Source organism: Bacillus sp. XB1 (assembly GCF_053557995.1).
In genome coordinates this window covers 173,169-193,028 of record NZ_JBNRIL010000001.1, presented here as the reverse complement: position 1 = coordinate 193,028, position 19,860 = coordinate 173,169, and the positions used below count along the sequence as shown (strand labels likewise).

The 19,860-nt window shown below is 33.7% G+C and carries 20 protein-coding genes; 7 read left to right on the top strand and 13 right to left on the bottom strand.

Annotation, left to right across the window (positions count from 1 at the left end; translation table 11 throughout):
- Positions 1-388: 388 nt before the first annotated feature.
- Positions 389-742, top strand: coding sequence for a hypothetical protein (locus tag ACK1U5_RS00985; protein WP_000473483.1), 354 nt, complete (start codon positions 389-391; stop codon positions 740-742).
- Between the two features lie 372 nt (positions 743-1,114).
- Here ACK1U5_RS00985 and ACK1U5_RS00980 read toward each other — a convergent pair whose 3' ends face one another.
- Positions 1,115-1,555 carry a hypothetical protein gene (locus ACK1U5_RS00980; protein ID WP_000773525.1) on the bottom strand — a complete coding sequence of 147 codons (441 nt, stop codon included), beginning with the start codon at positions 1,553-1,555 and terminating at the stop codon, positions 1,115-1,117.
- 633 nt (positions 1,556-2,188) lie between these two features.
- On the opposite strand from ACK1U5_RS00980, the gene ACK1U5_RS00975 reads away from it, so the two are divergent.
- Positions 2,189-3,442 carry a sensor histidine kinase gene (locus tag ACK1U5_RS00975; RefSeq protein WP_069605272.1) on the top strand — a complete coding sequence of 418 codons (1,254 nt, stop codon included), beginning with the start codon at positions 2,189-2,191 and terminating at the stop codon, positions 3,440-3,442.
- A 378-nt stretch (positions 3,443-3,820) separates the two neighbouring features.
- On the opposite strand, the gene colA is transcribed toward ACK1U5_RS00975, so the two are convergent.
- A complete protein-coding gene (gene colA, locus ACK1U5_RS00970) occupies positions 3,821-6,736 on the bottom strand; it encodes a collagenase ColA (protein ID WP_087875633.1) in 2,916 nt (971 codons plus the stop codon).
- Between the two features lie 201 nt (positions 6,737-6,937).
- A complete protein-coding gene (locus tag ACK1U5_RS00965; RefSeq protein ID WP_000109720.1) occupies positions 6,938-7,615 on the bottom strand; it encodes an MgtC/SapB family protein in 678 nt (225 codons plus the stop codon).
- A 290-nt stretch (positions 7,616-7,905) separates the two neighbouring features.
- Here ACK1U5_RS00965 and ACK1U5_RS00960 point away from each other — a divergent pair, with 290 nt between their 5' ends.
- A complete protein-coding gene (locus tag ACK1U5_RS00960) occupies positions 7,906-8,424 on the top strand; it encodes a GNAT family N-acetyltransferase (RefSeq protein ID WP_069605274.1) in 519 nt (172 codons plus the stop codon).
- Between the two features lie 47 nt (positions 8,425-8,471).
- On the opposite strand, the gene ACK1U5_RS00955 is transcribed toward ACK1U5_RS00960, so the two are convergent.
- Both ACK1U5_RS00955 and ACK1U5_RS00950 read right to left on the bottom strand, forming a co-directional pair.
- The gene (locus ACK1U5_RS00955; RefSeq protein WP_061655519.1) at positions 8,472-9,380 is read right to left on the bottom strand and encodes a VOC family protein; all 909 of its coding nucleotides are present in this window, start codon (positions 9,378-9,380) and stop codon (positions 8,472-8,474) included.
- 174 nt (positions 9,381-9,554) lie between these two features.
- Entirely contained in the window at positions 9,555-10,466 is a 912-nt protein-coding gene (locus ACK1U5_RS00950) for a VanW family protein (RefSeq protein ID WP_000488972.1), read from the bottom strand.
- A 432-nt stretch (positions 10,467-10,898) separates the two neighbouring features.
- Here ACK1U5_RS00950 and ACK1U5_RS00945 point away from each other — a divergent pair, with 432 nt between their 5' ends.
- The gene (locus ACK1U5_RS00945) at positions 10,899-11,228 is read left to right on the top strand and encodes a hypothetical protein (protein WP_000283715.1); all 330 of its coding nucleotides are present in this window, start codon (positions 10,899-10,901) and stop codon (positions 11,226-11,228) included.
- Positions 11,229-11,344: 116 nt separating this feature from the next.
- Positions 11,345-12,436 carry a DUF3900 domain-containing protein gene (locus ACK1U5_RS00940; RefSeq protein WP_000345046.1) on the top strand — a complete coding sequence of 364 codons (1,092 nt, stop codon included), beginning with the start codon at positions 11,345-11,347 and terminating at the stop codon, positions 12,434-12,436.
- A 337-nt stretch (positions 12,437-12,773) separates the two neighbouring features.
- Here the strand turns inward: ACK1U5_RS00940 and ACK1U5_RS00935 are convergent, their stop codons facing one another.
- The 5 genes from ACK1U5_RS00935 to ACK1U5_RS00915 all read right to left on the bottom strand — a co-directional run bounded on the left by ACK1U5_RS00935 (position 12,774) and on the right by ACK1U5_RS00915 (position 16,294).
- Positions 12,774-13,121 carry a hypothetical protein gene (locus ACK1U5_RS00935; RefSeq protein WP_000227983.1) on the bottom strand — a complete coding sequence of 116 codons (348 nt, stop codon included), beginning with the start codon at positions 13,119-13,121 and terminating at the stop codon, positions 12,774-12,776.
- Between the two features lie 364 nt (positions 13,122-13,485).
- Positions 13,486-14,331 (bottom strand): exonuclease, encoded by an 846-nt coding sequence (locus ACK1U5_RS00930; protein WP_000786417.1) that lies wholly within the window; start codon positions 14,329-14,331, stop codon positions 13,486-13,488.
- Between the two features lie 188 nt (positions 14,332-14,519).
- Positions 14,520-14,720, bottom strand: a complete 201-nt coding sequence (gene cspB, locus ACK1U5_RS00925; RefSeq protein WP_001179150.1) for a cold shock-like protein CspB — start codon at positions 14,718-14,720, stop codon at positions 14,520-14,522.
- A 214-nt stretch (positions 14,721-14,934) separates the two neighbouring features.
- A complete protein-coding gene (locus ACK1U5_RS00920) occupies positions 14,935-15,834 on the bottom strand; it encodes a WD40/YVTN/BNR-like repeat-containing protein (protein ID WP_000449526.1) in 900 nt (299 codons plus the stop codon).
- Positions 15,835-15,850: 16 nt separating this feature from the next.
- A complete protein-coding gene (locus ACK1U5_RS00915) occupies positions 15,851-16,294 on the bottom strand; it encodes a flavodoxin (protein ID WP_001062752.1) in 444 nt (147 codons plus the stop codon).
- A gap of 279 nt (positions 16,295-16,573) precedes the next feature.
- Here ACK1U5_RS00915 and ACK1U5_RS00910 point away from each other — a divergent pair, with 279 nt between their 5' ends.
- Entirely contained in the window at positions 16,574-17,671 is a 1,098-nt protein-coding gene (locus ACK1U5_RS00910) for a phosphodiester glycosidase family protein (protein ID WP_048568309.1), read from the top strand.
- A gap of 39 nt (positions 17,672-17,710) precedes the next feature.
- Here the strand turns inward: ACK1U5_RS00910 and ACK1U5_RS00905 are convergent, their stop codons facing one another.
- The 3 genes from ACK1U5_RS00905 to ACK1U5_RS00895 form a co-directional block, all read right to left on the bottom strand.
- Positions 17,711-18,331 (bottom strand): acetate uptake transporter, encoded by a 621-nt coding sequence (locus ACK1U5_RS00905; protein WP_000070938.1) that lies wholly within the window; start codon positions 18,329-18,331, stop codon positions 17,711-17,713.
- Positions 18,332-18,417: 86 nt separating this feature from the next.
- The gene (locus ACK1U5_RS00900) at positions 18,418-18,813 is read right to left on the bottom strand and encodes an NUDIX hydrolase (RefSeq protein WP_000620829.1); all 396 of its coding nucleotides are present in this window, start codon (positions 18,811-18,813) and stop codon (positions 18,418-18,420) included.
- On the bottom strand, positions 18,810-19,151 hold the full coding sequence (locus tag ACK1U5_RS00895) for an ASCH domain-containing protein (RefSeq protein ID WP_001268348.1): 342 nt from the start codon (positions 19,149-19,151) through the stop codon (positions 18,810-18,812). Before ACK1U5_RS00895 ends, ACK1U5_RS00900 begins: the two co-directional genes overlap by 4 nt.
- A gap of 110 nt (positions 19,152-19,261) precedes the next feature.
- On the opposite strand from ACK1U5_RS00895, the gene ACK1U5_RS00890 reads away from it, so the two are divergent.
- Complete coding sequence (locus tag ACK1U5_RS00890) at positions 19,262-19,819, top strand: CatB-related O-acetyltransferase (RefSeq protein ID WP_113710637.1); 558 nt, start codon at positions 19,262-19,264, stop codon at positions 19,817-19,819.
- Positions 19,820-19,860: the final 41 nt, after the last annotated feature.

Below are 19,860 nucleotides of genomic sequence, written 5' to 3'. Positions count from 1 at the left end.
ATTCTAAAACACGCCTACAATTTAAAAGACAAATATGTATGTTAAATATATAAATAGCAATTCCTTTACTCCAGTTATTAAGCTTTCCCCTATTAAAAATAGCCTTTTCATTTTCTTGTTAACCTGAGTAATTTATACACCTCTTTTAATCTATTACACTCCTCCATTTAAATATAAAGGTGACTTCTCGTTCAAATAATAAAGCGAAACTTTAATCCGCCCGATTCCCACCTAACTTCTTTGCTTTCATTGAATTTTTGGGCGGGAGTCTTACTGCCCAAAAATAACGGGATATATTATGCAATATTGCATTTGATAATCTTTTTCGTTGTAACTATAATGATTACAGGATTACTATTAATCTAATATTCTACATGGAGGTTTTATTATGTTTAAAAAAATTATTGTATCTTCTATGGCGCTTACTATGTTCGGTGGAGCTGCAACTATGCTAGAGGCACCTACTGCTCAAGCAGCTTCTTATAACTCAACGTCATCCTCTTACTTTGATGTCACTCCTGAAGAGGCCGTGGCTTTCTATCAATCTCAAGACTATAAAAAATTAAAAGTATTTTTGGATGACTTTGAAGCTAGAAACCCTTATACTCCAGGTGGAGGCTACGCTCAAGGGAGTGTACGTATGCAAAAATTCAACGATGCTCTTAGAGATGCCAAATTAACAAATGTCTACCAAGAATTTATTAGAATCTCATACTACAATCATTATCCAGAACCAAAATAATAACAACGGATTAAATGTTTATTATTTCTATAACTTAGCCTAATTTTAAATGTATAACCTAAAAATAATTACTAAAAACCACTCATATAAGGGTGGTTTTTCTATTTCCCCATATAATTTAGCGGAATGTTACATCATCTTTATTTAAATATCTTTTATAGTAGACATTCTCTCGTTGACACAATCTAGTAGGTTAGCAATGGGGATATCAAAATATATTTATAATTATTTTCTGTTTAATAGCAAAAAACGAACACCCTCTCACAATTAGATAAGGTGCTCGTTTTCATTTTTATCGGTAATTCTCAATTCATTTTAGCTTCTTTCCAATAAGCAAAGATTAAATTAACTTAAAAACAAAGCGTTTTAAATTTAATTCATAGATCTTACTGAAACTTGGAATTGCCCCTTAGAACCATCATCATTTGAAACGTAAATTTTATATGTTCCATTCGGTAATGGAGATAAAGCATTCCGTACATTTGTAACATTAATTTGTTGTTCTCCAGGTTTTATATAACCACCAACAATTAGCTCTGTATTTGGACCTTTTACACTATATCCCATTGTATTTTGACCATTATTTTTCATAGAGAAGCTTAAGTCAGTACTCCCATCATATACGAAAGAAGTTACAGCCTCGCCACTATAATTCATTGTTTGGGTTAATAATAAGTCTGCAGAAACATGTTCAACTACATGAATTGGATCATTCGTTTTGTGTACTTCTTCAGCATAAGTATTATTCCCTAACACACCAAGTGTTAATGCTGAAACTACTCCACAACTAAGCACTAGTTTATTTAACTTCATTTTAAGTTCCCCCTTGATGTTTGTATTCTATTACCATCATACATCCTTTTTTAAGTGCGTTTTTATGTAATAATTCATATCTATAAACCTATATATTTTAACTTTTCGCCTTAATAGTTATTGAGAAAGCCCCATAGATAAAGCTACAATATTACACTTCATAAAAAACATGTAAATTTTAAAGTCTTTTTCTAACAAAGTTTTATACGAGTAAGTACCAAAATACTCAAATAAATAGCATTTCTATTTCAGATAAAATGTACTAATAAAATTTTTCTAAAATTTCACTTTGTAATTTGATATATTCCATGTTAATATAACGAAGGCTACAAAACAGGAGTCACCACGCATATCTTTTTCACAGAATATTCATACTTAAAAAGACTTATTTTATCAGTAACTCAATCCAAATTTCACCTATACAAAAGTTAGTTTATGATTTCATATGTACATAAATTTAAATAGATTTTTTATCTATTATTTTTTTCTATTTTCCTTATCAATTTTAATACGAGTAATATAACAGCACTTTTCAAGTACCCTTCCTTTTTTAGATAAAAAGTCTACTAATACTAAACATCTATGTCCAACTCATACATAATTCTACTTACAAACTATCGGAGATGCAAAACTATGGGAATTTCTACTCTTTTATTAAATACCTTTATTATAATAATTTGTATCCTTAGCTATCACGTATTTTGGCTAGAGTTTAAAGAAAAAATAACATGTAATAATATGTTATTTTCTATCCTTTCCTCCATTTCTATTATTTTTTGTATGACTTTTCCTTTTCATTTACATGTGGGATTTATTTATGATTTACGTTTTATTCCTATAATATTAGTTTTTCTATATGGAAATACAAAAAACATTGTTTTTATAGGAATTTTATATCTTTCTTACCGGTTTTACTTAGGCGGAAATGGCGTTCTTCCATCATTTATTATCTTTACTATCATTTCTGTTATAACAATGCTCTTTCGTTACTTATTACCTATGTATTTTAAAGAAAAAAAGATATTATTAAGCTTACTTCTTATTTTAGTATGTACAGCTTCCCTTTCTATTTGCGGTATTGTAACTCAAATAAATACAGGAGGTAAAATAGACTCTACTCTCATAGAATTTTTATTAAATTATATAGTCATTAATATTTTCACAGTACTATTATCAGTTTATTTTATAGAGGAAATGATTGAGAAATATAAAATGAAAGAAAAACTGCAACGGGCTGAAAAATTTTATATAGCTAGCGAACTAGCAGCGTCAATTGCACACGAAATCCACAATCCACTAACCACGGTACATGGATTCACTCAATTATTAAATGAAAAACATGCCTCTAAGCTATCTCAGGATCAATACTTAGAAATCATGTTAATTGAAATGCAGCAAATACAATCTACTATTAATAACTATTTATCTTTAACCAAACCACAGAATACCCTAAAAGAAAAAATAGATATTAATCACATTTTAAATCAGGTGAAAGATACTATTTCACCACTCGCTCTATCATACAAAGTTGAAATCAAACAAAATAGTACAGATTCCTTTTATATAAATGGGGACCCCGAAAAATTCAAACTCTGTCTAAACAACATCATCCAAAACGGAATTGAGGCTATGAAAAATGGTGGATTATTACAAATAAATATACAAAAAGTAAAAGGAAATATCATAATTGATATTATTGATTCAGGAATTGGGATGTCATCTCAACAAATAAAACGAATTGCTTTGCCATTCTATTCAACAACAGAAAAAGGAACTGGGCTTGGTACTATGATTGCTTATAGTATTATTAGAGAATTAAACGGAGATATAGAAATAGAGAGTGAATTAGGTAAAGGGACACGCTTTTCTATTAGTATCCCTTGCTAATGTGATAACAATTTTCTGTTTAGTTAATTACATAAATGAATTTTAAGAATCCCGCTAGCTAGCTTACTTATTAATTATCTTAAATTCATATGCGTTAATTAAATATAATAAGGATCAGAGCCTATCTATTGTTACAGATACACTCTGATCCTTTAGTTTAATTCAATTAAAAACACTTAATATTTATAACTTTTCTTACATCGTGATGAAATACTAGTTCATCTATTTTATCTTATTTACTGATTAAATTGGTTTAATATAAATATAACATCTCGCGACACTTAATTTGTTATTATCATTAGAGACATTGCCTGCAGTTGTTTTTTCATTAAAGTACAGACCTTTTTCCATTCATTGAACAAGATAACTTCCCTTTTACTACTTCACTTCCACCGTATAATTCCCTGTCCCCCCGCCATACTGATACACATGTAAATAATACTTCCCTGGATACGTATAGTAACTACCTACTAGTTTATTCCCTTGTTGCTGAGCATACGTAACATAATTATTTAAATCTGCTTCAGAATAAAGTACCCAGTTCATTCCAATATTATTTTCATTCGTTACGTTAATTTGAAGGTTTTTAGCAGTCTCCACATTAATTTCAAAGAAATCACTTGTATCGCCATTTCCTAAACTAGCACGTAAAACTTGATTTAACTGCAATTTGTTTGCTGTTTGGAATGAGTTATTCGGTTCTTTTTCTACACTGTTATCTTCTTTCTTTTGAACAGTTACAGTCGCTGTAGCAGTATTAGTTGCTCCTTTATCGTCTGTTACCGTTAATTTCGTCGTATACGTTCCTTCTTTTGTATATACGTGAGTTGGATTTTGCTCATTACTTACTGCTCCATCACCAAACTCCCATTTATACGAAGTAATTTTCCCGTCTTCATCTTTTGATCCGTCGCTTGTAAATAAAATTGCTTCATTTACATTTCCGCTATACGGACCGTTTATAACTGCAACTGGTGCTTTATTCTTTGCACCTTCTTCTGTATTAATACCGTGGAACACAACATCATATTCAAATTGTCCTGATGTATTCACGCGATAATTTACAAAGTATGCTGTTACTGTTTTATAGCCTGTCCATTCCTTTGCACTTAAACGTTTTAACGTATCATTAACGTTTTGTGTAATTGTTTTCCAATCTTCATATTCTCCTTTTGCTGCAGTTCCTGTATATGTTCCTTGTAGTGTGAATGTATTAAAGAACTGTGATTTATTTTTCTTCACTGATACATTTTTCAATTTTGCTTCCGCTGTTATTTCTGCTGCAATATCTGAAACTGGCTTCGATGCATGATTCGCTAAATAATCGTCTGATACTAATGGCACATTATATTTCTCACGATTATCAACTAGCATTTGCATATAGTCCTGATATTCTTTATTTAAATTCGCATCTTTACTTAATGTAGAGCGATATGCATCATATGCTGTTACATCATTTTTCCTAATAAGATCATGTATTTTATCGAACATATCATATCTCTTATTGTACATATACGATTGTAAAGCAAAGGAATAATTATAGAAATCCCACGTTCCATACTTTGCATTTAACGTTCGCTCTGCCGTATAACGCTCTGCTGGATTTGATGATAATCCTCCTATAATACTCTTTCTCGGTACAACATTATCCGTTCTCGTTGCCCCTGCAAAAAATTCAGCATTTCCTTCTTCAAACCAAGATAATCTTTCATTTTCATATATTTTCCCTTGTCCCCATAACCCTGGTACTTCATATCTACCTTGTAAATAATGCGTGAACTCGTGTCTGAATAATTCTTCTAAACTATAAATACTTTCTTCTGGCGTACGCTCATAAGTAAAGAACGTACCTGTTCCTTCTATATAAAGACCACCGTTATTCGTTTCATAACCGTACAATTGACGATTAAATTGATATTCTGCTGGGCTATTATAAATAACCATCGTTAATACATCATCAGGATTTCCTTTTTCTAAAGGTTGATCACTTTCAACCGTACGATGGAATTGTGCCTTTACTTCTTTTGCCGCCCAATATAAACGTTTTACTTTTTCTTCTGTCACTTTATCTCCAGCTTTTAAAACAATTGCCCCATCATCAAACGTATACGTTTTTGGCAAATATTTTTTCTTTCCATCTTCTCTTATTTGATCTAAATTCACTACTTTACCATTTGCATCTTTTCCGCCATAATTCGTTGCAATTTGCTCAGCAGCTACGAAATATTGCTCCCCTAAATACGGATACATTTTCATCGCATCTGTTACAACTTGTAACCCTTTCGTTCCTGTACTATGGAACATACCGAGTCTACCTGTATAATAAATGCCATTATTAATAAGCCAACCGGTTTTTTCTGTAATCGTTCCCATTAATGCAAAACGACTTAATTCATTAATATAACTATCTATTTTCTGATACCATACTGTATCTTTCGGTGCTTTCCTCGTATCGTACAAATACGATTGAATGTCGTAATCAACACCTTGCATAATATCGTAAATAGCATTTCCAGCTGAAAGATTATCTACTAATGTAGAAAAATTATCATTATATTGTTTAAAAATCTTTGCAGCTGATGTTATCGTTTCCACATCGCTCGAAGCGTTTCCTATTAACTTTCCGTATGATGATACCACTCTATTTTGCTCTAATGTACCCAGCTTGAAATTTGAATTGTTAGCCATCGCTTTTAATGCAGGTAAGCATTTATCATGATAACTCCGTTCATTTAATTTACTAAGTTCCGAATTATAAAATCCTAAATAAAATCCTGAACGTAATACCTCTACTAATGTCTCAATCCCTTTTGAATCATCCTTCGTATAGGCTTGTCCTTGCTGCTTCAATTTATCAATAATCGCCTGCATCCTACTATCATTTTGATAGAATGCTAGACTGTCTGTATTAAACTGAAATAGCCCCGTAATTTGCTCCCAATCAATTGTTACAAGTAAATCTACTAACTGCTGATTGCTTAATTGATTTAATTCGGCAATTGTATAAGTTTTCGCTACAGCTAATTGCTTACTTCCTTTTTTCACCTCAGGTGGTCTTTGTGATAAATCGGCAAATTGTAACCTTTTCTCAAAAGACTTGCTTTCGAGCACTTTCGATGAATGAGCTAATTCTTGTACTGGTAGTTGTACACCGACTGGCTCCATTTTGAGCACATTTCGATAAGAAACTTGCTCTCCCTTAGTATCTTCTGCCAAACTTACCCATTGAAAACTCCCTAACATTAAACTAGCAAAACTTACCCCTACTAACATTTTCTTTGAATAGCCTTTCATGCTCTCCCCTACCTTACATTTTTAGTGTCCCGCTCCATTATTTTACTATTTTTACTTTTTGTCCTGTATTGAGAAAAAATAAGGTAACGTTCACACATGTATCCATTCCATATAAAATTAACGCTTGACTTTCCGTGCATTTTATATCAAAAAAGATAGATAATAGCAAAATTCCTGCTACATCTATCCTCGTTTTCAACACTATGATTTTAACTTTATAAATGTAACTTCCGGTAATGTTTGCATATGCTGAATAAACTCATTCTTTTCTTCTGACGATATATTTTTCAGTTGCATCCCTACCTTATAAACAGTTTCTGTACCTTGCTGTGAAGCTTCCACCTCATATGAGAGTATTGGGATGCCTTTCACTTGTAGTGTTTCTAATATTTGTTGTACCGCTTCATGTTTATTTACAAACATTTGCACTGTTATATTTTGTGGAAATAAAAATTGCACCTTAAAAATACGACTTACAATTTCTAAACCAATTAAAACGAGAATCGTCGCTCCAATGCCTACTACATACATTCCCGCTCCAATTGCTAATCCTATGCCGGCAGTAGCCCATAAACCAGCCGCAGTCGTTAATCCTTTCACCGCCTGCTTTTGAATAATAATTGTGCCTGCACCTAAAAAACCAACTCCACTAACGACTTGTGCTGCAATACGACTTGGATCTAGAGACATATGCTCTTCAAACACAATATCTGAAAAGGCATATTTCGAAACAACCATTATTAACGCACTTCCTACCGCTACGAGGAAATGAGTCTTTAATCCAGCTTCTTTCGATCGAATTTCTCTTTCAATACCAATCATTGCTCCTAACAAGCCAGCAACACCGATTCGTATAATAAAATCAAAATCTACACTCACGGGCACTTCCCCCTTTCATTCATTATAGATAGATAAAACAAAAATTATCACAAACATCCCTTTATTTACATGTAGGGATACTACTAAAATATACTTAATACTCCGACCGTTTTATGTTAATATTTTAAATATTAACATAAAATAAATAACTTCTAATTTTAAACCTCCACTAATTTTCTAAAAAAACAAAGATGGATTACATGAAATTAGGTTGAGAAATTATAGAAAACGCTTTCACTTTGTATCGTAATTTTTTATAAAAACTATATAAATAAAGGAGCTTACTAACAATGAACGTCTCATTACTCACACCTACTACTGATTTACAAGAAGAATACTTAGATTTCTATAACGAATGGAAAGATAGCGGTGAAACAATGATCCCGTGGGTTATCTCAAAAAATACTGCCAACTTCCCAGCTATGGTTCAAGAACTTCTCGATGCGCATAACGGAATAAATATCCCTGAAACTTGGGTACCAGACTCTACATATTGGCTTGTTACAGATGAAAATAAAATTGTGGGAGCTGTTAATATACGTCATAGTTTAACCAAACATTTATTTAACGCTGGCGGTCACATTGGTTATGGCATTCGCCCTTCTGAAAGAAGAAAAGGTTATGCTACGAAGTTACTAGCATTATCATTAGAAAAAACGAAGGAGTTAGACATCACGAAAGTACTTGTCGTTTGCGACGCTGTGAATACCGCTTCTGAAAAAACGATTTTGCATAACGGCGGGATTCGTGATGATGATTTCACTGAGGAAGATGGGAATATAGTAAGAAGATATTGGATTGAGCTATGAATAATCACAAATAAGCGAGAAAGTGATTATACACTTTCTCGCTTATTTTACACTGCTTCTATTTCAAACTGCACTGTAATACCACTTGGATCTACCACCACAAACCCATTTGTAGTTTCATTTATTTCATGTTGTTTTTCTATTAATCTTTCTTTCACTTCGTCTAACGCTTCTTTATGCGGTAGTACAATAGCATATACCTTTAGTCCAGTTGCATATACTGGTGGGTGTGGATTGTTTACTCCGTTCCACGTATTTGCACCAATATGGTGATGATATCCCCCTGCTGAAATAAATAAGCAATCCTCTTCACGCTGTTGTACTTCAAAACCTACTGTTTCCACATAAAATTCATGTGATTTCTCTACATCAGCTATTCGTAAATGTACGTGCCCAACGACAGTATTAGCAGGCAAACCATCAAAATCATAATCAACGAGTGTTGCCAATTCTTTTAAATCAAGTGGTGTACTTCCTCCTGATCCTTCTCCCCATTGATCACGCGGACGGTCTGCATAAATTTCAATACCATTCCCCTCTAAATCTTGCAAATAAAAAGCTTCGCTATATGTATGATCACTTGCACTATTAAACCTTGAAATTGGTAAAATTTCATTTGAATATGTATAACGCCCTTCTTGCTCATCCGGGCTGTCAATTACATTCTTATTACGAAGAACCCCAAATAGCGCAGAAGCAAAAGCTTCACGAGTCGGAACTAAAAAGGCTACATGATATATACCAGTCGTACGCGGTTCTTGCAGTACCCCGTCCTCTAACTTTTCAAGAACAAGTAACGCGTTCTTTCCACCTTTTCCAGATAAATATGCTTTATTCCCCTCTTGCTTAATTACCTCTAATCCTACAACATTCTCATAAAAAGCAATTTGACGCTCTAAGTCTTTCACTTTAAATTCAACATGACCAATACGTGTTTTCGGATGAATTTGTACCATGAATAACTCCATCTCCTTATCCCTATATTTTTCCATTACATATAACCGTTACTATGAAGGATACAACTAAAATCATCCTATGTAAATAAGAAAAGTCAGAATTTATATACATTTTTATTTTCATAATAAAAATGCCACCTTTTCTAAATTTCAGAAAAGGTGGCTTTATAACTCTTATCTCATTTTATGTACTTCAGCAACTAGCTTTCCACCCTGAATGCCCATATAAAGCTTCACAGGTGCATCATTCGTATTTTCAAATACTAAATCTAAATATGGATATGCAATTGTAGCATCTCTTCCTTGTGGAACATAACCTACCGTTTTAGAATGTGTAGTTCTCTCCACCATTTTCAGGCCAGCTTGATCTGCTGCATTGTATAAAGTTGAAGATGTTTGACAAACACCACCGCCATATCCATCTACTAATTTACCATCAACTATTTCTTTCCCTAATTGATATCCTTTATCTGGTGTTGTATCACCGATTAATGAATTAAAAGAGAAACGGTCTCCTTTTGCTAACACAACTCCATTTATGCTCGCTGCTGACAAACGAATATTCTCAATACGGCCACCTGTTGAACCACCTAAGTTCGTTTCATATCTACCAATTACCGCACCATTTCCTTGCGCATCACTTAATGTTGCGACTGGTTTTTTCTCCACGATCGGCAACTGATACGTAGCATCCCACATACCAACATTTAACAATTTATCTACTAATTCTTTTTCCATTAATTCATAAGAAGGTTTTCCTTCTTGCCAACTTCCATCAGGTGCTATACGTGAAGGAACCATTTTTTTGTCGACGCTTTTTCCAATCTCACCAACAACCTTTGTGACAGACTTTTTAAATTTCGCTTCATCTTCAAAATAGCCTAAACTAGATAAATCTAATTTTTTCACTTCAGTACCAGTTCGACCATCAACTAAACTAATAGTATCCTGTACTTCTGCTTTAGCCTCTACAGTGTGCCCACCAATATCACTTACCAATGCAACATCACTTACTTTTGCACCACAGCCACTCATTATAGCTACACATAACACCCCAACTAATATACCCTTTACTTTACGGAACAATATACTCTCTCCCTTTCCCCAACATCACTATTATGTATTTATTTCATTTTTATGTATGTTTTGTTACAATCATTTTACAATATGTTTATAAAATGTTACAAGTTATTTTTCACTCTATATAAATTACTCTTTTCTTTTATAAATGTCTATACATATTTACATAAAAGTTTGAGTTTGATAGAATTGTAACTTTTATGTAAACTCTCCCTTTTATCCAGTATATACCATTACACAAAAGAAATACAAATCAAAAACCCTCAAGCTATTTTTTATAAAGTGAAACTGTAATCAGTGGGGGTCTTATTGCCCAGCAAATAGCGGGATAAAGAGAAATCCCGTCAACATAAATAGGTATTTGCCGTGCCACCGCTCCGCTTTTGCACATACATTATGGTGAATTCAACCTATTTTAAAGAAATGGAGGATGTTATTATGTATCCCTACAATCCATATGATCCATATAATCAATATGCGTACCAACAACCACAGTATGACTTACAAACACAATATCAATCTTATATAGATCAAGCAGAGCACACGAATCCATATGACCAAAATAGACAATTCCAACTTCCAATCTCTTTTCCTGGCACTGGAAATCGTCAATTAGAAAGACGCGTAAATGAGCTTGAACAAAGAGTTCGTCAACTAGAAAATACAGTTGAGCGCCATACACGTAGACTAAACCGCTTAAACCAACGTTTACGCACAGTAGAAAACAGACTAAACATTCCATTCGCAGCATTAGAAGACGGATTTTAATCGAGAAAATAAAGATTATATAAAGGAAGGGGCTTCCCCTTCCTTATATAAATTGACGAAAGTTTTTTCCATCTCTATACTGATAAGAGTTAATGAAATGAAACAAGGTGATAAATATGGATTTTGAAATAAATTATCTTTCCTTTTATGTTGTACAAGTAGAAGGAAAAGGTGAAGCAGTTGATAAACGCTACAAACATTTTCAAACTTTAGACGCTGAAGAATATGAAGATAGTTCCTTAAAAGAATTTTTGAATGGTGAGTTATTAAAAATATCGAAGCGAAAAGTAGAACGTCATGCAAAAACAGAACAAGCCCCAACAAAAATTGGTCGCTTTATTGTAGAAGAAGGGCACGAACTTGATTCAAACCCTCATTACAACCTTTTTAATCGTATTCGCTTTGCAGAAACAAAAGAAAACTTTAAAGATATGAGCGAACCTCTCGTTTATACATATCTTGACACAAGCGCTGTACGTGGTGGTGTATTTTTAATTGCTCAGGCAAAACTACGCAAATACTTTGATGATCCATTCGTATTCGTAATGAAATGCGACTTTGAACCAAAGGTTGCTTCTATTTCTGATGAATCAACACTGATTCGTAACGTTGAAATGGCCATCACAACAAAGAATATGAAATCTATCCAATATCCGTACATGCCTGAAGAAGGAATGGTTGAAGTAGGCGAACTAAAAATACATCAAGCATCACATGCCCGCTACTTTGAAGACTTCTTAAAATTCGTCGAATATGAACGCTCTATGCCTGAAATTATGAAAACACAAGTGATGGACATGGTATACGACCAAATTGAAGATGTATTTGAAGAAGGTACGGAAGAACGCGAACAATTCGACCAAGCGATGGAAGTATGGGCTGCCAGTCCGAAACGCGAAATTATGGAACAATTTTCAACTGAAGAAGTAATGGAAGCAACCGCTCAAATCGTCGAGCATGCTCCTGAAGTGGAATTAAAACTAAAAGCCGATCATATCTCTGTGAAGGCGTTGCTTGCGGATTTTGGGGATCAAATACATATTGCGAAGGTAAATGATCGATATGTACTTATGATTGAAGCAGACACACTTACATTTGAAAAAGGCTTCTCTCCTATTGAGTTTCTGAAGCCAGATGAGCTGCAAGATGTGATTGAGCGGATTGAGAATAAGCAGCAGTATTCGTTTGATCCGAGCGGTATTGAATAAAGTGAAACTTTAATCAGTGGGGTTTTGTTCATCCCCCACTAATTATTAGCCCTCACCAATCGGGCTTTTACGGGATAAATACTTCCATATAACTGTTGTTACTGGGCGCTTTTAATAAGCGCTCTTTTATTTATATTAAAAACCGATTCTACTAAGAATTGATTTTTCTGCTTTATAATAAAACATGTTTATTTTCAAATTTTTTTGATGCAAGATGACATTTGTTGCAGAATCAAATATATCCCTTCCTTGTTATACAAGCTTATTTCCATTAGAAATATCTACTTCAATATTTCTAGTTGACCAAGTCCTTCTATAAGTTGTTAAAATGCAAATTTCACTTTACTACCTCAAATTTATTGTACTCGTAAAAAGATAATTGAAAACGATATTCCGGATGTTCTCTCACCCAATCGTAGGCTTCTTCTAAAATTTCCATTTTGTTTTGCAAGTCATTAAGTTCACTACATTCGTCCCTTTTCTGTTTGCACAGAGGGCAGAATCCATTCACTATTTCCGCACTCGTCGCCCTAATAGTTTTACTTTCTAAATCAACTACTAGACGAAGAATAACAGAATGCTCTTCTTTTGTAGTCACCTTCATTTCAGCAATCCGATCCTCATTCCAAAAGACACCGTTTAATTCCATCTTTACTGTGACATCTTTAATATCCAAGTCTACCACTATCATACCTCCCTTGTACAAAACTCAATCTTACTCTTCTATTTTAAACTTTAATACACCACAACTTAAAGAGATATTAAGTTTTTTCCAATTCTTCTTTACTATGAAAGAAAGTGTAGTTAATGCTAATTGTGTGGTAAATATTATCCCAAAAACTAAAACAGTTAAAATGTTAAAGATTGTTTCCATTAAACTACACTCTTTTCTTTATATATATTTTTATTTTATTAATACTGTTTAAAACTCTTATTACGTCTTAACACTCCCAAAGTAATTATAATGTACAATCACAACAACAAGTTGATGCCTATTTAATATCAATACGCTGTTATTACATGTATGTAGTTAGAGATGGAGGAGCAATTCATTTAACCTCTGTATTCTCCTCCATCTCAGCCAAATACCTAATCTGTCGTTCCGCTTTTCTCACTGCTGTACGAAAATGTTTTTTCAGGAGTTCTACTGTATTTTCACTTATATAATATCTTTCCGTTATACTTTCCCACGTGTCACCACTTTCAAATGTACTCCATTCAAAAGGGCGTTCTGTATTTTTCTTTAGTTCTTTAAACACCCATTTTCGCATCTTTTTTTTCGCTTTTTCTGTTAGTTTTCCGTTTTTTACAAGTTCAAGTTCACCATGTCTTTTGTATCGCTTATTAATATCTCTCTCGCTATACACTTTAAGAAGTATATTTGCTGTATTTTCAGCATCTGCTAAAGCACGGTGCTGTTTTCCTTCCCACGTTAAAGCGAGCTGTTCTACCGCAAATTGTAAACTTGGCGTATGTTCAAACAATTCCTCATATGCTTGGAAAACAAATTTTTGCAAATCAATTCTATTTTCTTTTTCTATACTTGGGCATTCAACACCATATAATGTACAATCATGAGATAGAAAGCGATAATCTTCTTTTCCCCATGAAACAAATATAGAACCTTCGCCGATGAACTGAATAAATTTCTCTATAATCTGAGGGAATTTTTCTACACCCATTAAATCTTTTTTCGTAATACCGGTTAATTTTGTTGTATGACGAGTTAATCGTGCACTTGGTTTTACTAACTCCGAAAATTCTTCAATTATCTTCATTGTACCTATTTCTATTTTTACAGCTCCGATATCAACTATTTCTGATGGATCTTCTGATTTATACGGTCTGAAATTCCTTTCAATATCAAACACAATGAAATGTGTAGCGTTTTTCAATTTATTTACCTCTTTCTAAATTCCTTTTCACACAAACACTTTATTTTCAGTATTTATTTATTCATGTACTTTATACAAAAATACTCCGAATAAATAAATGAAAATTCAGTCTTGTTATGATATGTAAGTAGGAGGACATCTATAAAAGTGCAAAAAAAAAGAAGGGCGAGCCCTTCTTTTTTCAAAAATTACTTCTTGTTTACGTTAGTAGCTTGAGGTCCACGGTTACCTTGTTCTACTTCGAAAGTAACTTCTTGACCTTCTTCTAAAGTTTTGAAGCCTTCGCCTTGGATAGCTGAGAAATGAACGAATACGTCTTCTCCGCCTTCAACTTCGATGAAACCGAAACCTTTTTCTGAGTTAAACCATTTTACTTTACCGTTTTGCATGAAAAAAATCCTCCTACAATGTACCTATATGTACATATTCATTTTCAACCACCTTACAATAATAAGCCAGATATTAAAAAACTGCAACCCCTGAGGAGATTTAACATTGCTATCCTCCTCGGAAGTTACAGCTCATTTAAATCTCTATATTATTAAAAGTAAAATGGTTTAAACATACTATATCATATCAATATAATAAAAGTAAAGTTTTTTCTTAAATTATTTTTTGTTCCCACTGCATTGCTTTTAATTCACCTGATCCGGCTACTACATAACCCTCTTTTTGATTAACAATGCGCCATCCGTGCCCTTTAACTGAATCACATACTGTAACAATACCTTCTTCAAGAAGCACACGGCACACACTACTAATACCCGCCTTATTTTGCGTTGAAGTTGTATATAAAACATGTTGATCTACACTTAAGTCTAAATAACTACTTGCTTTCTGCTCACTTTGACATGTGTGCCAATATATTTTTTCACTTGCAATACTTTCATCTATTTTACAATAAGAAATATTCCCGCTAACTCCCTTGCACGATCCACTTGCCGCTACTAAATAAGAATTGTGTAAAGTCAACGCGGAGATCATTTGATTCATCGCAATTTTAATCCTCTTTAATTTACGTGTCTTCAAATCAAAGAGCCAAACACCACCATATTTAGCATGTATTTTCGTACCAATAAATAAGTAATGTTTATATAAAAATAACGATCGAATAGACGGTGCCGCACTGCCATACTCAAGAAACGGATGAATAGTTTCCCATGTCGAACCGAAATTATTAGAAAGATACAGCGTTTTTTCTCCATGAGCAACAACATTTCCTTGTACATTGCTACATACATTCCAACTCGTTGCTTTTGTTGGAAAACGCTGAATTGTCCAGTTCTCTCCACCATTCATACTACGAATAAAAATCCCTTCGTCACCTACACCATAAACTACATTATCTTCGCTATGTAAATCCCTAATTCGTTTTTGAAAACCATTTAAAATTCGTTTCCATTCTCCGTCTTGTTCAACAAATAAGCCATTATATGTAGTAGCTAACAACAGTTTTCCATCTCTTAACTTTGTAATAGCAGTTACACTTAACATTGTCTCCACGTTGACACTCCCATTCTTAGAACTTCTCAGCAAATGCAATTGCAAAATTACTGCATTTTTCAACATCCTCTTCATCTTCTGGAGCTAATTCAATTTTTAGCCCTTCTTGTACAAGCTCTGCACCGCGCTCTACAAGACGTTCTTCAAATATCGTTACCGCTTCACAAAACAGTTCATACGCTGTATCACCCGATCCGAACACCGCTACCTTTTTCCCAGCTAAATCTATATTTTCTAAGTCATCATGAAAATCTTCCGCTTCAAATGGTAATTCACCATCGCCCCACGTATAAGATCCTAAAATGATTCCATCATAAGCTAATAATTCTTCAGCATCCATGCCTTCCATTTCTTGCAATACTACTTCATGATCAAAAGCATCTAAACTAACTTTAATTAAATCAGCAATACTCTCTGTATTTCCTGACATACTTGCATAAGCTATTAAAATTTTTGCCACTTTGGCATCCCCCTCTAACAATAAATGATTCTCATTCTCATTATATTAATAATGAGAATCAATTTCAATTGATTTTTTTCTACTTTTATTTACATTTCACATCTGACTATTTATATTTCATTTTAAATATCTACATTCATATTCAACTATTGCCAAATCTATCTTCAAACATTATTGTATTATCATCATTTCATATTACTTATTTCAAATAAAAAATGTTTTTGTATCATGCTCAATCTCTAATCAATTGTTCACTTTACAGAAAGAGGAGTCCTTATGATGAGAAAGTATTTTATTAGATTTTTAAAAGCAACCTCCCTTTTAACAATATTCTTACTAATAGGAGCTGCTATTATTTTATTCGGTACTTCATACGGTCATAATTTACGTGTTATCGCAGCCGAGAGTATTTTAACTTCTCAGCATCCACAATATGCAAAATTCACGTTATTGTCTGATGAAGAATTAAATGATATTTCTCAATCCATCACAAATCCAAAATGGAAAAATAGTGAATTTTTAACTTCTAAACTTTCAAAAAAAGAGTTAGAAAGACGAAAAGATTTACCACTAGATGTTTCTATTGAAACAATAAAGAAAAAATATAATGATCATTTTTTCGAAGGGAAATTAATGACAATTAGTAATCCATTCAACGTAAAACTTGTTACCCAGCAAGGTTCAGAAGGTAAAGACGTCGGAGAAAAAATATACGTAATGGCAAAGCGAAACCATGCAGTTGCCGCTGTCAATGCCAGTGGTTTTTGGGATGAAACCGGGCATGGTGGTGGTAAAACTGGAATCGGTATTGTTATTGAAAACGGTAAAGTTATAAACACGCCGAAAGATATTAATACCCCTACCCTCACTAGTGGTATTACAAAATATGGACAAATGGTTTCTGGAGAGTTTTCTGCTAACCAATTGTTAAATAAAAATGTTGTTTCCGCTGCTGGATTTATGCCTCAGCTAATTGTAAATGGAGAAAAAATGATTACAAATGATGGTGGTTGGGGATATGGCCCTCGAAGCATTATGGCTCAGAAAAAAGATGGATCGATTATGTTTTTCGTCATTGATGGTAGACAACCTCATAGCATTGGTGCTTCCTTGAGAGATTGTCAAGATATTCTTTATGAAAAAGGTGCTGTCAATGCGATGGCAATGGACGGTGGATCATCAGCAACATTATATGCAATGGGAGATATTTTAAATATCCCTTCCACCTTATCTCATAAATCACGCTATTTACCAAACGCATGGGTAGTTACAGCGAACCCTAAGCAACAAGTTCATGTAACAATAGACGGTAATTCTGCGAGCTCTCAAAAAATTTCTGAATTAACAAAGACGACTGCTATAGCTTTCAATAAATAAAAAAGCACAGATGACTATACAATCATCTGTGCTCTTTTATTACTTTTTAAAAATACCAAACGGCTTTCCAACTGGTAAAACAACTTTTCCGAAGTGTGTGTTTAACACTGCTGCTGCTGAACCATAGAAAGATAATAATGAAATAAGAAGTTCAGAATATGCTGCTAAATTATGCATTGCATGCGGCATAACACCTAAAGTACTTAATGAAAGACCGATAAATAAGAAATCAATAAGGACGAAAATCATAAATAATACTTTATGTGTTTCCATTGCACCAATTGTCATAAAGATTGTGAAAATCAAATATCCGATAAAGGCTACACCAAGCTGTTTTGAATCTGCAGCTTGTGCTAATTTTTCGCCAAATACTCCAAGTTGAATTAACCAAGTCATTCCAACACCTAGCCAAAATAGACCGTACGCACCGAATGCTGTTGTACCGAATGTATTATTATGCTTTGCATCATGAATGCAAGCAAAGATTTGTGCAAATCCTCCTAAAAAGATTGCCCACGGTAATACAAGTGAAACGCCATCTGTTAAGCCTAACTTTTGAGATGATGCTACAAGTGTTACCATTGCTAATCCAAATAGACCAATTCCAGATGGATCTGCTGTTGTCATTTTCACATGATGTGTAGTAGTTTGATTGCTCATATAAACCTCCTGATTATAAACATACTCGAATACAATACTTAAATCAGAAGCCTATGTCAATGGTTTTTTTTGTATGTTGTCAGACGTTATATTTTATAATGATTAAATATATTTCCGACCACTTCATAAGGTTTTATATTCACTTTTTCCAACTCATTTATCGGTAGCCATAACGGAATATAACTTCCTCTACCTTCCCACTGAAATTCCTCAGCTGTTCCACTTCCGAACACTCCGCCTGTAATATAGGCAGCATAATAATATTCATTTCCTTTATATTTTACCTTTGCAATAAGGTGCTCCACTTTTATATGTACCCCTAATTCTTCGTATACCTCTCTTTTCGTTGCCTCTTCAGGCGTTTCACCTTCCTCAATCCCTCCGCCAGGAAACACATAATATGTTTCCTCTTCTCGAATACGTTTTATAAGAGCGATTTTTCCTTCCTGTACAATGATAGCCGCTCCGCGATTTCTTATCATTTTATTACCTCAATACGAATCGCAACTGTTCCCCACTCTTTTTCTTGTTCTTTCGTATATATTTTGTATGTACTTTCTAACATTTCCTCTAAACTATCATTTTCACAATCCAATAATTTTTTATCGATTTGTTCATACATGGCTTTAAAGCTCTCGTATCGCTTTATTTCCGTTACTTTTACCGTCATCATTTCTTTTGTCGTAAGATTCGTAAATACGATTTCATCGCCTTTGTTTATTAGTTGACGTTTTTCATCGTATAGGCGTACTTCATATACTTTTTTTCCTGATTGAATTGACTGAAACGGTTTATTATATAGACCCATTTCGTATCGCATACATCCCACTTCCTTTTGTTCATTTCACCTATTAATACAGTTCACATTACTACATCTTGCATATAATATTCCATACGTATCACTTAATTGAGAAAGGAGGCTGAAGAAGCATGTTATATTTAAATCAAAAACCTGAATATAATAAATATGATATTGGTGATTATACTTATAGTAAAGTAGGGCCAACCATTTTTTCTTGGAACGATGAAACAAAATTAAAAATAGGTAAGTTTTGTTCATTAGCAGAAGAAGTCGTTTTCATACTTGGCGGTGAACATCGCGCAGACTGGATAACAACTTATCCATTTAATGCACTTTTTGATGAAGGAGCACATATTACTGGTCACCCTTCTTCAAAAGGTGATATCGTAGTCGGCAATGATGTATGGATTGGTTATCAATCCTGCATTTTATCTGGTGTTACAATTGGTAACGGGGCCATTATCGGCGCCAGGAGCATTGTTACAAAAGATGTACCCCCGTATGCAATTGTAGCTGGTAATCCTGCAAAATTTGTTCGATATCGTTTCCCGCAAGAAACGATTGACAAACTAGAGAATCTCGCATGGTGGGACTGGGACATTTCTGTTATAAAAGGAGCCATTCCATTACTACTCTCCGACAAAACCGACGAATTTTTCACCTCACCCGAAAAAGAATCTACATGATAAATACAGAAAGAGCATCCTTTTTTCCGGATGCTCTTTCT

What these genes read in the sequence shown, in the direction of transcription:
- colA (WP_087875633.1), bottom strand. Translation starts at nt 6,736, where the DNA reads ATGAAAGGCTATTCAAAGAAAATGTTAGTAGGGGTAAGTTTTGCTAGT.
- ACK1U5_RS00905 (WP_000070938.1), bottom strand. Translation starts at nt 18,331, where the DNA reads ATGAGCAATCAAACTACTACACATCATGTGAAAATGACAACAGCAGAT.
- cspB (WP_001179150.1), bottom strand. Translation starts at nt 14,720, where the DNA reads ATGCAAAACGGTAAAGTAAAATGGTTTAACTCAGAAAAAGGTTTCGGT.
- ACK1U5_RS00980 (WP_000773525.1), bottom strand. Translation starts at nt 1,555, where the DNA reads ATGAAGTTAAATAAACTAGTGCTTAGTTGTGGAGTAGTTTCAGCATTA.
- ACK1U5_RS00955 (WP_061655519.1), bottom strand. Translation starts at nt 9,380, where the DNA reads ATGGTACAAATTCATCCGAAAACACGTATTGGTCATGTTGAATTTAAA.
- ACK1U5_RS00910 (WP_048568309.1), top strand. Translation starts at nt 16,574, where the DNA reads ATGAGAAAGTATTTTATTAGATTTTTAAAAGCAACCTCCCTTTTAACA.
- ACK1U5_RS00890 (WP_113710637.1), top strand. Translation starts at nt 19,262, where the DNA reads ATGTTATATTTAAATCAAAAACCTGAATATAATAAATATGATATTGGT.
- ACK1U5_RS00975 (WP_069605272.1), top strand. Translation starts at nt 2,189, where the DNA reads ATGGGAATTTCTACTCTTTTATTAAATACCTTTATTATAATAATTTGT.
- ACK1U5_RS00960 (WP_069605274.1), top strand. Translation starts at nt 7,906, where the DNA reads ATGAACGTCTCATTACTCACACCTACTACTGATTTACAAGAAGAATAC.
- ACK1U5_RS00895 (WP_001268348.1), bottom strand. Translation starts at nt 19,151, where the DNA reads ATGCGATACGAAATGGGTCTATATAATAAACCGTTTCAGTCAATTCAA.
- ACK1U5_RS00945 (WP_000283715.1), top strand. Translation starts at nt 10,899, where the DNA reads ATGTATCCCTACAATCCATATGATCCATATAATCAATATGCGTACCAA.
- ACK1U5_RS00900 (WP_000620829.1), bottom strand. Translation starts at nt 18,813, where the DNA reads ATGATAAGAAATCGCGGAGCGGCTATCATTGTACAGGAAGGAAAAATC.
- ACK1U5_RS00985 (WP_000473483.1), top strand. Translation starts at nt 389, where the DNA reads ATGTTTAAAAAAATTATTGTATCTTCTATGGCGCTTACTATGTTCGGT.
- ACK1U5_RS00940 (WP_000345046.1), top strand. Translation starts at nt 11,345, where the DNA reads ATGGATTTTGAAATAAATTATCTTTCCTTTTATGTTGTACAAGTAGAA.